Origin of the sequence: Sutterella faecalis (assembly GCF_006337085.1) — a bacterium.
GTDB classification, from domain to species: Bacteria; Pseudomonadota; Gammaproteobacteria; order Burkholderiales; family Burkholderiaceae_F; genus Sutterella; species Sutterella faecalis.
Genome location: NZ_CP040882.1, coordinates 146,507 through 161,754, shown reverse-complemented (window position 1 = coordinate 161,754; position 15,248 = coordinate 146,507). Strand labels below are relative to the sequence as shown.

The window sequence follows — 15,248 nt, the reverse complement described above, 5'->3', positions numbered from 1 at the left end:
CCGGACCGGACGAGTTCTCTTCAAAGCGCAAGCATCAGCGCCGTCATGAAGACGATCGAGCAGACGATCGAGAGCGAATTGATGGTGCAGGAGAGCGCCACGCGCACCGGATCATCAAAGCACTGCGCCGTAAAGATGGCGCAGACGGCCGAAAGGGGCGCAAAGGCGATGACGGCGAGGACCTTCCTCACCTCCGCATCAAAGGGCGCAAAGGTGTAGAGAACATAGGCCAGCACCGCTGCAATGATGTAGCGGCTCACGAGCACGCGTCCGATGGTGAGGAGCGTTTTCCGCTCGAGCTGGAGCTCAAAGCCCACCCCGATCATGAGCATCGCGAGGAAAGGGTTCGCCGCGCCCACGATGTCGGTAAAGGTAAGGACGGCTTTCGGCATCGAGAAGCCGATGACGGAGAGCACCACCATCAGAATGTAGGTATCCATCGCGATGGAGGAGAACATGCGCTTCAGAAAGAGCGAGACCCCGCCTCCCTCGTCCTTTCCCTTCACGGCCGCCGCCATCGAATAAGTGGCGCCCGTGCACATGAGGGAATTGCCGGCGTCGAAGAGGCATGTCGCCACGACGCCCACCGGCCCGAGGAAGGTCTGGATGTAGGGAAGCGTAAAGCAGCCGATGTTGTAGCCCGAATAGTTGATCATGGAGAAGGCCTGCTCATCGGGGCCCCTTCTGCGGCTCGCGAGAAAGCCCGCGCCGATCGTGACGAGGTTGAGGATGACGCCGAGAAGAACGAGCAAATAAAGCGCCGCCTCCACTTCAATGCGGCCGAAATTCGAAATGACGGCGCAGGGCAGCGTGATCTTGAGGACCACCGTCGAAATCAGCCGGAAGTCGTCGGCCCGAAAGAAGCCGATGCGCTTCAATGCATAGCCGCCGAAAATGATGACGAGAAAGGCGGCAACCTTGATGAGAACAGATTCCATGGCACGCTTCGCGGGAAAAAGGAGAGAAAAATGCTCCCTCTCAATGCGGGGAGCATCTTATAAGCTCGCGAAGCAAAGGTGAAGCCTTTCCCCTGAAGCCTCCCGCCGCTTTTTGTCTGAGCGGCAAGCGGCATGGGAGAAAAAGCCTATCTCACGCTCTTCAGAGTTCTGAAAACGGCTTCTCAAACGTCAGCAGGAAAAGATCCGTGCGGCTTTCCTGAGGCGAGCGGCGGCTCACGATGAATTTTGCGTTCGTGCGGCTCCCGGCAAGCGTAAGCTCCCCATCCTTTTCGAGCACGTAGTCTTCGGGTTCGGAGAGCGGAGCATCCGGATTTTCCACCCGGATTTCAGCGCCGTAGCGGTTGTCGGACAAAATGGCGAGGGTCCTCCCGTCGGGGAGAACCGCGAGCCCCTTCGCGAGCTTCGCGCTCCAGCCGGCTTCGGAAAGATTGAGAAGCGTGCGGCGCTTCACTACTCCGGGACGCGTTCGCTTTGCGCGCCGGAGCTCCTCGAGCGGGGAGTCCGAAACATCTGCGGCGCCCGCGAGGTCCGCGAGCACAAGCTGGATGCGCCGGGAGCCGTCCCGCGCGGTCCCCTGCTCGATCACGAGAAGACGCCCGTCCCCGAGCGCCGCCGCGTCGCCGATGAAGGGACGCGTCCCGCGCTTCCAGATGCCGGGCTCCACCGGCCACAGATAGGCTTGAGACGCCTTGGTCTTCGGCTCCACGGCAATGACCGTCAGAAAGCGCGTGAGTCCGAGCGCGTTTCTGTCGAAAGTCACGAGCCGCCCGTCCGCGAGGCGCGCGAGAGCGACCTCAGCGACCCCGGGCGTGCGGCGAGAAAAGCCGGAAGCCCCGCTCCGGGAAAAAGGACTTCGCGCTCCACCCCCTGGCGGGAAAACTGTCTCAACGCGGGGCCGTAGCGGTCAACCACCCAGAAGGCGGATTCCGGATCGATCGCGAGCCCCTCCGGATCAATGGGTCTCAGACTCCCCGAGAGCTCCTCGTTGGCGAGCGAAAGAATGGCAAAGGGCTTCGCCCCGTCGTCAGCGCGCGCCGGAAGGCCCGAAAAAGGCTTCGCCTCCGCGTTCGTGAGCGCAACGGGAGAGAGCGAACGTGCTTTGCCCGCCGTCACTTCAATGCGCACGATGCGCGGCTGAAACATGGGCGAAAGAAAGTAGCGCGCCGGCCTCAGGGCGCCCGATCCGTCCCGCACGGAGGGCGCGGGGAGCGTGGGACCCCGGTCGGTGAGCCCGTAAAAGAGAAGCGTGCCGTCCGTCCGCTCGCTCGAAAAGGCGAGCGAGCAGCCGACGCTCATGGGGAAAAGTCCTTCGGGGAGCGGAGCCTTCCCGGCCGTACCCGAGGGGAGCGTAAGCTGCGGGACCTCTACGGCAAAGCGTTCTATCTTTTCGATGCCTTCCGGGAGACGATTTTCGGCTTCCTCCTGAGGCACGGTCTTTATTTCGGGCATTCTCTAGAGTATGGCCGCCCGAGAAGGGAGACCGGGGAAATAATCAGAAAAGCGCATTCTAGAGGACCGTGCGCTCAAATGCTTCGAAAGCTTGAAAACAAAAACGCCTGAGAGAAAGCGAGCCGCCCGCAGAAACCGCGGGCACCGCGCTCTCAGGCGCGCTGTTGCGGAAATCAGACGCCGCTTCAGGCGTTGATGCCGAACACGATCTCAGCGATCTGAATGGCGTTCGTCGCAGCACCCTTGCGGATCTGGTCGGCGCAGCAGAAGAGCGAGAGGGAACGGTTGTAGGCTTCCTTCGTCGCGGCAAGGTCGCGGCGCACGCGGCCCACGTAGACGAGGTCCTGGTCGCTCGTCAGCATCGGCATCGGATAGTGCTTCTCGGCCGGATCATCCCAGAGCTTCACGCCGGGAGCGTTCTGAAGGATTTCGCGGGCTTCCTCGGGCGAAATTTCCTTCTCAAATTCGAGCGTGAGGGCTTCGGAGTGCGAGCGCATGATCGGCACGCGCACGCAGGTGCAGGAGACGAGGAAAGTGTCGTCGTGAAGCATCTTGCGGCCTTCGTTCTGAAGCTTCATCTCCTCGGAGGTGTAGCCCAAGTCGTTGAAGCCGCCGATCTGCGGAATGAGGTTGTAGGCAATCGGATAGGGGAAGGTGCGAAGCACGGGGCGGCCCGTCTTCACCTCTTCCTCGAGATCCTCCATGCCGCCCCTGCCCGCGCCCGAAACGGCCTGATAGGTCGAGGCCACCATGCGGCGCAGGCGCGCCTTCCGGTGGAGGGCCGCCACGGCCGTAAGCGCAATGATCGTCGCGCAGTTGGGATTGGCAATGAGGCCCTTCGACCACTTCACGTCCTCGGGATTCACTTCCGGAATCACGAGCGGCACTTCCGGATCAAGACGGAAGGCGCTCGAATTGTCGACGACGACGATGCCCTTCTTCGCCGCATCGGGAAGGAACTTCTTCGCAACGTCGTTGTCGGCGGCGCCGAGCAGAAGGTCGAGCCCTTCGAACGCTTCCGGGGTCGCTTCAACGACCTTCAGCATCTTCCCGTCGAATTCGACTTCGGTGCCCGCCGACCGGGCGCTGCCGAAGAGGCGAAGCTCGGAAATGGGGAACTTCCTCTCGGCGAGGACGATGCGCATCTGTTCGCCGATTGCGCCCGTGGCGCCGAGTATGCCTACCTTGAGTGCCTTCATGATTTGTCTCCGTTTCTTTCTTGAAAATCTTCCGTTCGCTTCGTCAGCGTGCAAAGCTCTGATAGAGCGCGCGCACGGCCTTGTCGAAGTCCGCATTCGCCACGCCCACGATGATGTCGATTTCGCTCGACCCCTGGGAGATCATGCGGATGTTGACGCCGGCGTTGCCGAGGGCGGTGAAGAGCTTGCCCGACGACCCCGCGCGCGCATTCATGTTGCGCCCGACGATGGCGATGAGCGCCAGGGGCTCGGTCACGCGGATCGAATCCGGAGCAATCCGCTCCTTGATGTCGGCGAGAATTTCGTAGAGGGTGTGCTCCACGTCCTTCTTCGAGAGGACGATGTTGAAGCTGTCGATGCCCGAGGGCAGGTGCTCGATCGACACCTCATACTTCCTCAGCACGTCGAGCGCGCCCGAGACGATGCCCACCATGTTCGACATGTTGCGCTTCACGACCTCGATCGAGAGGAACCCCTTCTTGCCGGCAATGCCGGTGATGAGCGGTCCGTCCACTTCATCGTCGATCTTGTCGAGCACGAGCGTGCCCGGATCCTGCGGACGATTGGTGTTGAGGACGTGAATCGGAATGTTGTATTCGCGGATCGGGAAGATCGCGTCTTCGTGCAGAACGCTCGCGCCCATGTAGGAGAGTTCGCGCAGTTCCGCGTACGTAATGCGCTCGATGTTCTTCGGATCCTTCACGATGCGGGGATCCGCCATGAGGAAGCCCGAAACGTCGGTCCAGTTTTCGTAGAGATCGGCCCTGAGGCAGCGCGCGAGGATCGAGCCCGAAATGTCGGAGCCGCCGCGGGTCATCACCTTCACCGCACCGTCGGGCGTGCGGCCGTAGAAGCCCGGCATCACGAAGCGGTCGTGCTTTTCGAGCACCTTCTTGAGATTCTCAGTCGTCTTATCAAAATTGAAGGTGCCGTCGAACTCCATCGCCACGATGTCGACCGCGTCGACGAAGGGGAAGCCGAGGAAGTCGGCCATGAGCCTCGAGGTGAAGTATTCGCCGCGGGAGACGAGTTCGTCGACGGAGAGGTCGGGCACTTTTGCAGCGAAGGCGTCGAGTTCGTCCTCGATCGGGGTATTGAGCCCGAGCTCATGCTTGATCTCAAGGAAGCGGCCGCGGATGATCTCGAAGATTGGGCGATAGTCGACGTGGTAGTCGACGTGCGCGCGGCAGAGGTAGAGAAGATCCGTGATCTTGTTGTCCTTCGGATTCTTTCTGCCCGCCGCCGATATGACGACGAAGCGGCGCGAGGGATCCGCTTCAATAATGGCCTTCACCTTGCGGAACTGTTCTGCCGATGCGCAGCTGCTGCCGCCGAATTTCGTAATTTTGAGCATGTTGGTCGCTCCTCTCTTTTGGGGAGTGGTTTGTGTTCAGAAATAGGTTGTCTGGTGTCGGGACTTGGGGAAACGGTCTCAGTCCTCGGGTTCAAAAGCCATGAAGACGTTCTTTTCCCGGGCGAGGTCTGCGAGCTCGGCGAGCGTCATGTCGCGGAAGACCCCTTCGGGCGTGACGCCTCTCCCTCTCAGGAGCGAGGCGTCGTAGCTGATCGGAAGGGACTCGCGGACCTCTTCGACCATCCGTGTTCGGATGGAGGTGAGGTCCTGGAGCACGGCATCCGCGGTGGGCCTGCCGCCCGCTCCCTGGCCGTAGAACTTGAGTTCGCCCACGATGTCGCCCGAAAGCGTCGCGCAGTTGAAGTTGTCGCGCACGTTGGCTTCAATGGATCCGAGCGGCAGCACCACGGGGACGACGCCGAGGGCATAGTGCTTCGCGTTTCTTCTGAAGAGCATCATGTGGCGAAGCGTCCTCCCCGAGCGGCGCAGGTCGTCGAGGAATGCCTTCGAAATCCGGCCGATTCCGAGCACCGGGAATGCTGCATGAACGGGCGAACCCATGGCGACGCTCGCCGAAATGATCGCTTTGTTCGCAACGTCGTACCCGCCGATGTCCGCGGTCGGGTCGGCTTCGGCATAGCCCTTCGCCTGGGCTTCCGCGAGCGCCTGATCGAACTCCATCCCGAAGCGCTCCATGCGGTCGATGATGTAGTTCCCGGTCCCGTTGAGAATCCCCGACATGCGGTCGACCCGGTCGACGCGCACGGCCTTTTTGAGATTCTCGATCCAGGGAATGCCGCCCCCCACCGAGGCTTCAAAGAGGAATGGAACGTTCTTTTCTCGCGCGAGCGCGGTGAGTTCCTCGTAGTGAAGCGCGAGCGCGGCCTTGTTGGCCGTGACGACGCCCTTTCCGGCTGCCATCGCGCGGCGCATGTATTCGCCCGACGGTTCCGTCCCGGAGAGCACATCCACAATGACGTCAATCGCCGGGTCGTCGAGAATGTCCTCAAAGTGGTCTGTCATGAGGGGTCCGCCCGCTTTTCCCGGGCGGCGCAGAATGTGCACGAGCTCAATTCCGGCATCGCGCTCGGCAAGAAGCTTTGCGAGGCTTCTTCCGACGGTGCCGTAGCCGAGAAGGCCGATTTTCAGCATGAGCCTGACTCCCTCAAGATGTCTGATGATTGATTCAGAGCGCGCAGGGGACCCGCGCGCCGCGGGTTGATTCCCCCGCCGGCCCTAGGGCTCACTCTTTCCGGAGGAACTACCCTTCATCCTACAGGAGAAGGACGCTTAAATTTGTCTGATGTCCGTCGGGACAACCGCCTAGTCGAACTGAGCAAACGGGGATGAAGCGAAAAAGTTTTCGCGACTTTGATGCAGCTCCCGACGAAGCGTTCCCGGACCACTATATTTAGGTACCTTCTTTTCTATTTCCATACCCCGGAGACCGCACTCATGCTCTACCACAGCACCCGCAACAAGAATGAAGTCCTGTCGAGCCGGGAGGCCGTGCTTCAGGGTCTTGCCCGCGACGGCGGCCTCTTCGTCACGGACGACCTCGAGCGCGCGCAGATCGACCCGGCTTCGCTCAAGGGCTCCTACATGGATACCGCAAGGCGCGTTTTCTCGCTGCTGCTCAACGACTACAGCAAGGAAGAGCTCGAGAGCGCCATTCAAGCCGCCTACGGACATACGTTCTCGGCGCCTGAAGTGACGCCCGTGACGAAGCTCGGAAAAATGCACCTCCTTGAGCTCTACCACGGGCCCACGTCCGCCTTCAAGGATGTTGCGCTCTCGATGCTCCCGCAGCTCATGAGCAAGGCGCTCTCCGGAACGGGAAAGAAAATCATGATTGCGACGGCCACCTCGGGCGACACCGGGAAGGCCGCGCTCGCGGGCTTTAAGGATGTTCCCGGAATCGGCATCTCGGTCTTCTACCCCGAGGGCGGGGTTTCGGCCATTCAGGAACTCCAGATGTCGACCCAGGAAGGGAAGAACGTCGCCGTCTGCGCCGTGAAGGGGAATTTCGACGACGCGCAGACGGCCGTGAAGAAGCTCTTCTCCTCGGCCGCCCTCGAAGAACTCGCCCGGCTCGGTGTTTCGCTCTCGAGCGCCAATTCGATCAACGTGGGGCGCCTGGTCCCCCAGATCGTCTACTACTTCGACGCCTATAAGCAGCTGATGGAAGGCGGCGTCCTCCGTGCGGGCGACCCCATCGACTTCACCGTTCCGACGGGCAACTTCGGCGACGTGCTCGCCGGCTACTGCGCGAAGCGCATGGGGCTACCCGTAAGGCACCTCGTGGTCGCGAGCAACGCGAACAACGTCCTCACGGACTTCCTCACGACCGGCGTCTACGACCGCCGGCGCGATCTCGTGAAGACGATTTCCCCCTCAATGGACATCCTCGTTTCGAGCAACCTCGAGCGCGCGCTCTACTGGATCGACGGCGGAAATGCCGAAAGGACGCTCGAACGCATGAAGGCCCTTCAGACGGACGGCGTCTACCGCGTGGATGCCGAACTCCTCGCAAAGCTTCAGGAAACGTTCCTCGCGGGCTTCTCGAACGATGAGGAAACCAGGGACGCGATCCGCCGCGCCTGGGAAGACGAAGGCCGCTTGATCGACCCCCATACGGCGGTAGCCTGGCGGGCGGCGGAAAGGCACTTCGACCCGAAGGTGCCGATGGTGGTGCTCTCGACCGCAAGTCCCTACAAGTTCTGCCGAGACGTCTATGAAGCGATCTGGGGCGAAATCCCCGGGGCCGACGCCTTTGCCTACATGGATGCCCTTCGCGACAACACCGGGGTCGAACCCCCGAAGGCGCTTGCGGAACTCCGCACAAAGCCCGTGCTCTGGGACGATTGCACGGAAATTGCCGGCGTTCCGCAGTACGTCGTCAATGCCGCGAAGCGCATCTTCTGATCGTTCCAACCATCGGAGAAGAATTTCCATGCTCGTTACCGTACGCGCGCCAGCTTCCACTTCGAACCTAGGCCCGGGCTTCGACTGCCTCGGGCTCGCCCTCTCGCTCTATTCCGTCTTCACGTTCGAACCCTCCGGAGAACTCATCGTCGAAGGGTGCCCCGAGGAATTTCAGAATGAAGAGAACCTCGTGCTCCAGGGCTTCCGCGCGGTTTATAAGGCCGCCGGCGAAACCGCCCCAACCGTGAGGCTCACGATCAATGCGAAGGTCCCCGTGGCCCGCGGGCTCGGGAGCTCGAGCACCTGCATTGCTGCCGGGGCCGCCGCCGCGAACGCGTTTCTCGGCGGGCGCTTCTCTAAGGACGAACTTTTCGAAATCTGCGCGGAGTTTGAGGGCCACCCCGACAACGCCGCCCCGTGCGTGCTGGGCGGCCTCACGGCTTCCTTCGCGTCAGGCGGGCGCTTTCATACGGTGCCGCTTTCCATTCACCCCGACTGGAAGTTTGCCGTCGTTGTCCCCGACTATGAGGTGAAGACTTCCGAAGCCCGGAAGGCCATGCCGAAGGAAATTTCCGTGAAGGACAGCGTCTTCACGACCTCGCACTGCGTCGCGCTCGTGTCCGCCCTTGCTTCCGGGGATGAATTGCTCCTCCGCATCGCGTGCGAGGACCGCCTCCACGAGCCCTGCCGCAGGAAGCTCATTCCCGACTATGAAGCAGTACGGGCGCTGGCGCTCGAGTCGGGGGCCGCGTGCTTCTTCATCAGCGGCTCAGGCTCCACGCTGATTGCCATGACGAAGAATGCCGATACGGCGCTCAAGTTCACCGCGGCCGTGCGCGAAAAGTTCCCGACCTTCGGCACCCATGTGCTTGAAGCGGCGTTCGGAGGCGTTGAGGCGCGCGTCGAATAATCTTCAGCGCGCCGCATCAAGAGCGAGCTCAGCGTCGCCCGAAACCTTGCAAAGGCTCTGTCCGGCTTTCGGCCGGCAGAGCCTTTGTCTTTTACGCAGCGTATTGGGCGGACGGCCCGTAAACGTCTTAAGAAGACAATCCTTCCCGGATTGAATGGAGCCTCTCCCGGCTCTCTGAGTTCTTCTGGACGGATCTTCTTCAGCGCCTCTATGCCCACAAAAGTGAAGGCCGCACTGCTTTAAGCAGAGCGGCCTTCTGGAGGCTAGGAGCTGCCTAGGAAACAGCCCCCTATTGATGCCAGAATTTCATACCGAAGTACCGCAGCAAGCAGCACCAAAAGAAAAACAAAACACTATGAAAATCAATGATTTACATTGAAATCAACGTGCGCAAAATTCTTTCGGCGTTGGCGCTTCTGATATTCTTCCTGGCGTCCGTGTTTCAGTCTAAGACCGTCGGAGGCCTGAGAAACCTCCGACGAACACGGCTTAATAATACATGCTCGCAAGACCATTCAACGAACTCAAGCCCTCCTGCATGAATAAAAGCATTGCAGCGGCAGGAAATCCGGGCGTTCGAGGTCCGTCAAATCGCGGTATCGAGGACTCCTGTTGATGAGAAAACCATCAGGATCGCATTACGGTTCTTCGACGACGCTCTTCCAGGCAGCGAATCGCCGCTCTTGACCGCTGAAGACGAGCGCGGCGCGAAGGATTTCTTTGCCGGAATAAGTCATGCCATAACGGCGGGCCGAAATCTGCTTCGCCGCCTCTTCAAAACACTTTTGAGCGTCGGACGACTTCCGGGCGAATTTGATTTCGAATACCCAGCGGCGGGCTCCGACATCCACTTCCAGGTCGCTTCTGCCGAGCGCCGAATGATTTTCCACTTTCGGCAGCATTGCAGCACCGATCAACAGCACCTGCAGATACGCGCGGCAGGCCGCTTCATCTTTAATCGGATAGCGCAGATAGTCGATTGCTCCCACCGCCTGGTTGAAGCGGCGAACCACATCATCGAGAGTCCCGGCTGCCATTGTTTCGGAAATGAGCGGCTCTCCGACACCCTCAATCGGCTTGCCCTTCAAAAGCTCTCCGGCATAAAGCTGAGCCATGGACACAGCAACCTCACGGTTGGGGTATCCGAGGACTGCAAAGCCATTAGACCTCATCTCCCGGATCGTGAGATAGCCCGCCTGAAAGAGGAGCGCTTCGACTTCGCGTTCTCCGGAGATTCCGGCTTCTCCGAGCTGGTCCATCGAAAGCACGTGCGGCGCATCGAATTGAGCGGGCTTCCCGCAACCATGATACGCGAGTAAGCGCTTCAGTACCGCCGGCTGCCCTCCCGTTTCGCACCAGTAGTGCTCGAATCCCTGCTCAGGATAGAGGAAGAAATTGAGGAGCGGCCATGGCGAGAAGACGCCTCTGCGCATACTGGAATCCGACTCCGCCGCCGACAGGTCAAAGGAGTAGCCCTCGTAATATTCCCGAAGTTTTTCAAGCAATTCGTCTTTGCCGACATTCCTGACTTCCGCCGCCTCCCTGAGATAGCGGCCGAAGTACGTTTCAACCTCTTCCGCAGTAAAGCCGAGGAGCGTGCTCAATGCGGGATCGAGCGAAAGATCTTCGAATTGCCTGAGTTCGCAGCGAAAGCTCGACTCCCGAAAGCGCGTGATGCCCGTCATGAAGCAGAACCGGAGGCACCGCCCATTGGCTTCCAGCGCCTGAAAGAACGCGCGCATGACCGAGCAGGCGGCGTCAAAGAGCGCCCTATTTCCAAGCGATGCCGTCAGAGGCGCGTCGTATTCGTCGATGAGAAGCACAAGGGACTTCTCAGGGAGCGTCCCGAACCACGTAGAGAGCTGCGCCATCAAGAATCCCAAGTGTTCCTGAGCTTCGTAATGAAAACCGATCCTCGAGAAACTATTGAGAAGAAGCGCATTGAAGTTCGACTCAAATTCCCTCGGCTCTGAAAAGTCCCTGACCATGGAAAAGTCCAGCCGGACGACGGCATACGTTTTATCCGTCCAGAGCTTTTCGATCGCAAGCCCCTGGAAGTCCCTGAGCCCGTATTTGAAAAGCGTCTCAAACGTCGACACGAGGAGCGACTTCCCGAAACGGCGCGGGCGGGACACGAATACCTTGCGGCAGCCGCGGCAAAGCTCAAACATGAGTGCGGTCTTGTCGACGTACACGCACTTCTCATCTCTCAGCGCCCGGAAGTCGGACTGCCCGAGCGGCAGCGGGTTTCTTGTTTCGAGCGCGGACGACATGCTTCACCTCTCCCTGAAGTCCTGATGCTTTGTGCCTTTTGCTGGAGCTCCATCTTACGGCCGGGCGTAGTTTCGCACTTCAAGTACTTCGCCTCACCCACCTCTTCTCCTCCATGCGCCTTTCGTCCCCGGGCAAGCGCCGTATAAGGCGCCATGTAAATATCCGATTGAACCTCCCCTGTCGATAGAAAAGAGTCGAAATTTCTCCTTCGCATTGGTGCAAACCCGGAATAGACTTTCCTGCACTAAAAGGCGCCCGACGCCATCCCTTCATGAGGAGCACCGGGCGCACCGGAAGAACAAACAAAGGAGAGAAACATGACTCAAATCGCACGCCGCCGCCTGCTCCAGGGCGCTGCGCTCATCCCCGCCGCCGGCGCGTTTGTTCCGGCCGCACAGGCCGCCTGCGTGAATCCCATTCCCGCCAAATTCGACGAGACCTACGACGTCGTCGTGATCGGCTCGGGCTTTGCCGGGCTCACGGCCGCACTCGCCGCGCACGAAGCGGGCGCGAAGACCGCCGTCTTTGAAAAAATGGCCTTCATCGGCGGCAATTCGTCCCTCTCGGGCGGCATGCTCGCCGTTCCGGGTTCGAGCGTTCAGAAGGCTCAGGGCATCAAGGATTCGCCCGAGGCCCTGGAAGCCGACATGGAACGCATCGGTCTCGGACTCGGCGACCCGGCGCACATCCGATTCGTCTGCGAAAAGGCCTCGGAAACCTTTGAATGGACCAAGAAGGCGATCGGCGTTGAATGGAATGAGAACCTCACGGGCAAGGGCGGCCACTCCGCCTCGCGCTGCATGATCACGAAACAGGGAACCGGCCAAGGGATCATCGTCCCGGCAGTAGCGAAGCTTAAGGCCGCAGGCGTTCCCATCCGCACGGGATGCTTCATGGAAGCGGTCCTTCGCGACGCCGACGGCCGCGTCAAGGGCGTTCGCATCCGCGAAGGCTACGTCTTTGGGAAGCCCGGTTCCGGGAAGGCGAAGACCGTCTGCGCCCGCCGCGCCGTGATTCTCGCCTGCGGCGGTTTCGGCGCCGACGTGCGCTACCGCAAAGCCCTTGACCCGAAATTGGGCGAAGCCTTCCTCACCACCAACCAGCCCGGCGCCACCGCGGATGCCTGGCGCGAAGCGAGCCGCATCGGCGCGCGCATCATTCAGGCCGACTGGATTCAGTGTCTGCCGTCCTGCTCCCCCCTTGAACAAGGCATGGGCATTGCCACCCACTTTGCCTCGATCTCGGGCTCCCTCTTCGGCTTCTGGCTCTCGACTCTCTCGTCCTCGCGCTTCGTAAATGAATTCGGCGACAGAAAGCTCTGCACCGACGCCATTCTCACCGTCATCAATAAGGGCGGAGAGGCGCTTGCCTTCTCGGACGACGACGGCGTGAAGCACCTCGAAACGCTCCGTCCGGGCCTTTTCGCGAAGATGCTCGCTGCCGGCACGGTTGAGAAGTTTGCCGACGCCGATGCGCTCGCCAAAGCCTACCGGATGGATCCCGCGAAGCTTCGCGCCGCGATTGCCGAATACAACGACAATCTCGCGAAGAAGTCGGATCCTAAATTCGGCCGGCGCTTCGACAAGGCCGCGAAGCCCATTGGCTCCGGCCCCTACTACGTCTCCCGCATGAGCCCGAAGGTCCATCATTGCATGGGCGGCGTCGCCACCGCCGTCAATACGTCCGTGCTCGACGTGATGACGGATGAACCCATTCCGGGGCTCTTCGCCGCCGGCGAATTCGTGGGCGGCATCCACGGCGCCGTGCGCATCGGCGCATGCGCCGTGATGGACTGCCTCGTCAACGGCCGCGAGGCCGGCATGGAAGCCGCGAAGTCCACAGCCTGGATCTAAAACCCGGCTTCTTGGCTTCTTTTTGATAGTCCTTGAGAAAGGGACGCGGACTATTCCGCGTCCCTTTCCTTTAATTCTGATCGGCATCAAGGACGTTCTCGTCCGGACTTCTGCGAAGTCAGAGCGCCTTCCCAAAAATGGAAGGAAGCATTATCCTTCGCGCTATCCCAATTTGGAATAGCGGATAACGCTTTCGTCTTTTTGAGAAGCCTGGAAGTACTCCTTATGCAGAAACGTCTTTTCCTCCGGGGCGCCGCTGCGGCCCTCGCGTTTGCTCTTGCTTTTCCTGCCTTTGCCGATCGCGTCGTGACAGATCAAATCGGCCGTTCGGTCACAATTCCTGATCATGTCAACCGCGTCGTGGTGCTCCAGCACCAGACTTTGAATCTCCTTGTCCAGATGGATGCCTCCGAGAAGGTCGTGGGCGTTCTCTCCTCCTGGAAGAAGAACCTGGGGCCCCAGTTCGTCCGCTTCGACAAGAAGCTTGAGACAATGCCGATGCCGGGGGACCTCACCTCCGTCAACATCGAGGCCGTTACGGCGCTCAAGCCCGACGTGGTCTTCATCGCAAACTATGCGCCGAAGGACATGATCGAGTCCCTCGAACGCGCGGGACTTCCGACGGTCGCGGTGTCGCTGCGCCGCGATGCAAAGGACCAGAAGGCGCAGCTCAACCCGACCATGAAGGATGAGGAGAGCGCCTATACGCTCGGTCTCGAAGACGGCATCCGCCTCATTGCGGACGTGGTCGACCGCAGGAAGGAAGGCGAGGAGCTCATTCGCTACACCTTTGAGAAGCGCCGTCTCGTCGACTCGCGCATCGGCAAGCTCCCCGAGAACGAGCGCGTTCGCGCCTACATGGCGAACCCCAACCTCACGACCTACGGTTCGGGCAAGTACACGGGCCTCATGATGGAGCACGCCGGCGCCTTCAATGTCGCCGCGAAGACCATCAAAGGCTACAAGCAGGTCTCGATCGAAGAGGTGATCGGCTGGGATCCGGCCGTCATCTTCGTTCAGGACCGCTATCCGAAGGTTGTAAAGGAGATCCTCTCCGATCCGGCCTGGGCCGGCATCAAAGCCGTGAAGGAGAAGAAGGTCTACCTGATGCCTGAATACGCCAAGGCCTGGGGGTATCCGATGCCCGAAGCCATGGCGATCGGCGAACTCTGGATGGCGAAGAAGCTCTATCCGGAAAAATTCGCCGACATCGACATGACGAAGGCAGCCGACGACTACTACCAGCGCTTCTACCGCGTCCGCTGGACGGCTGATGACGAGAAGCACTAAGCCGCTCCGGGTGGCGCTCCTCGCGGCGGGAGCCATTGCCGTCGCCGTCCTCTCTCTGGGCGTCGGGCGCTTTGCCATCTCGCCCGGAGAGATTCTCGATGCCGCGCTCGGCGCGCTCTCCGGCTGTTTTGGAGAGGCGCCGGGGACTTCAGAGAGCGCCCAGTCCCGGATCCTCTGGGAAGTGAGGCTGCCGCGCGTTCTCCTCGCCTTCTTCGCGGGCGGGGGTCTCGCGCTTGCGGGCGCATCGCTCCAGGGCGTTTTCAGAAACCCGCTCGTTGACCCGCACATCATCGGCGTCACGGCGGGCGCCGCTTTTGGCGGTGCGCTGAGCCTCCTCATGGGCGCCTCCATCCTCGTCATGATGACCGCCGCCTTCGGCTTCGGCATTCTGGCGCTCGGACTCGTCACGCTTGCGGCCTCCCTTTCCGGGCGCGACGACCGGCTGATCATCGTCCTTGCCGGCATCATCGTGGCGGGCGTCTTTTCCGCACTCGTCTCGCTCGTTCAGTATTCCGCCGACAGCGAGGAGACGCTTCCCTCCATCGTCTTCTGGCTCATGGGGAGCTTCGCCACTGCAAGCTGGCCCAAAACCCTCACGGCATCCGGACTCATTCTCGCCGCCGCCCTCGTTCTCATCAGGCTTCGCTGGCGCATCAATCTTCTGTCGCTTGACGACCGCGATGCGGCTTCGCTCGGGATTCAGGTGGGGTGGCTGCGCCGCGGCGTGCTGTTTCTTGCCGCCGCCATCACCGCCGCACAGGTATCGGTGAGCGGCAGCATCGGCTGGGTCGGGCTTGTCGTCCCGCATCTCGCCCGCATGATCGCGGGCGCCGATCACCGGCATCTGATGCCCGCCTCCTTCTGGCTGGGCGCCGGCTTCATGGTGCTCGTGGACGACGCCGCGCGAACGATGACGAGCGCGGAAATTCCGCTCGGCATTCTGACGGCGCTCATCGGCGCGCCGGTCTTTGCCGTACTCCTCCTGAGAAGCCGCAGGCTTCTCTAAAGATTCGCCCGTTTTTTCTCCGAGACCCA

Annotated in this window: 12 protein-coding genes; 5 read left to right on the top strand and 7 right to left on the bottom strand. The window is 60.9% G+C overall.

Translation table 11 applies throughout. From position 1 onward, the window contains the following. Positions 1-20 precede the first annotated feature (20 nt). The 6 genes from FG381_RS00680 to FG381_RS00655 form a co-directional block, all read right to left on the bottom strand. Entirely contained in the window at positions 21-938 is a 918-nt protein-coding gene (locus FG381_RS00680) for an AEC family transporter (RefSeq protein WP_139687062.1), read from the bottom strand. 160 nt (positions 939-1,098) lie between these two features. Continuing rightward, positions 1,099-1,719 carry an esterase-like activity of phytase family protein gene (locus FG381_RS12825; RefSeq protein WP_139687061.1) on the bottom strand — a complete coding sequence of 207 codons (621 nt, stop codon included), beginning with the start codon at positions 1,717-1,719 and terminating at the stop codon, positions 1,099-1,101. Beyond that, positions 1,716-2,408 (bottom strand): esterase-like activity of phytase family protein, encoded by a 693-nt coding sequence (locus FG381_RS12820; protein WP_139687060.1) that lies wholly within the window; start codon positions 2,406-2,408, stop codon positions 1,716-1,718. The genes FG381_RS12825 and FG381_RS12820 overlap by 4 nt, the downstream gene beginning before the upstream one ends. A gap of 185 nt (positions 2,409-2,593) precedes the next feature. Continuing rightward, positions 2,594-3,607 (bottom strand): aspartate-semialdehyde dehydrogenase, encoded by a 1,014-nt coding sequence (locus tag FG381_RS00665; RefSeq protein ID WP_139687059.1) that lies wholly within the window; start codon positions 3,605-3,607, stop codon positions 2,594-2,596. Between the two features lie 43 nt (positions 3,608-3,650). Further along, positions 3,651-4,961, bottom strand: a complete 1,311-nt coding sequence (locus FG381_RS00660) for an aspartate kinase (RefSeq protein ID WP_139687058.1) — start codon at positions 4,959-4,961, stop codon at positions 3,651-3,653. A 78-nt stretch (positions 4,962-5,039) separates the two neighbouring features. Beyond that, a complete protein-coding gene (locus FG381_RS00655) occupies positions 5,040-6,113 on the bottom strand; it encodes a homoserine dehydrogenase (RefSeq protein ID WP_139687057.1) in 1,074 nt (357 codons plus the stop codon). A 303-nt stretch (positions 6,114-6,416) separates the two neighbouring features. Between FG381_RS00655 and thrC the strand changes: the two genes are divergently transcribed. Next, positions 6,417-7,886: a threonine synthase gene (gene thrC, locus FG381_RS00650; RefSeq protein ID WP_139687056.1), complete on the top strand. Its 1,470-nt coding sequence runs from the start codon at positions 6,417-6,419 to the stop codon at positions 7,884-7,886. 28 nt (positions 7,887-7,914) lie between these two features. Next, entirely contained in the window at positions 7,915-8,796 is an 882-nt protein-coding gene (gene thrB / locus FG381_RS00645; protein ID WP_139687055.1) for a homoserine kinase, read from the top strand. A gap of 638 nt (positions 8,797-9,434) precedes the next feature. On the opposite strand, the gene FG381_RS00640 is transcribed toward thrB, so the two are convergent. Beyond that, positions 9,435-11,069, bottom strand: coding sequence for an AAA family ATPase (locus FG381_RS00640; RefSeq protein WP_139687054.1), 1,635 nt, complete (start codon positions 11,067-11,069; stop codon positions 9,435-9,437). 318 nt (positions 11,070-11,387) lie between these two features. Between FG381_RS00640 and FG381_RS00635 the strand changes: the two genes are divergently transcribed. The 3 genes from FG381_RS00635 to FG381_RS00625 all read left to right on the top strand — a co-directional run bounded on the left by FG381_RS00635 (position 11,388) and on the right by FG381_RS00625 (position 15,219). Beyond that, positions 11,388-12,923 (top strand): flavocytochrome c, encoded by a 1,536-nt coding sequence (locus FG381_RS00635; protein WP_139687053.1) that lies wholly within the window; start codon positions 11,388-11,390, stop codon positions 12,921-12,923. A gap of 225 nt (positions 12,924-13,148) precedes the next feature. Next, a complete protein-coding gene (locus FG381_RS00630) occupies positions 13,149-14,213 on the top strand; it encodes an ABC transporter substrate-binding protein (protein ID WP_139687052.1) in 1,065 nt (354 codons plus the stop codon). Next, positions 14,197-15,219, top strand: a complete 1,023-nt coding sequence (locus FG381_RS00625; RefSeq protein WP_139687051.1) for a FecCD family ABC transporter permease — start codon at positions 14,197-14,199, stop codon at positions 15,217-15,219. The genes FG381_RS00630 and FG381_RS00625 overlap by 17 nt, the downstream gene beginning before the upstream one ends. Positions 15,220-15,248 lie beyond the last annotated feature (29 nt).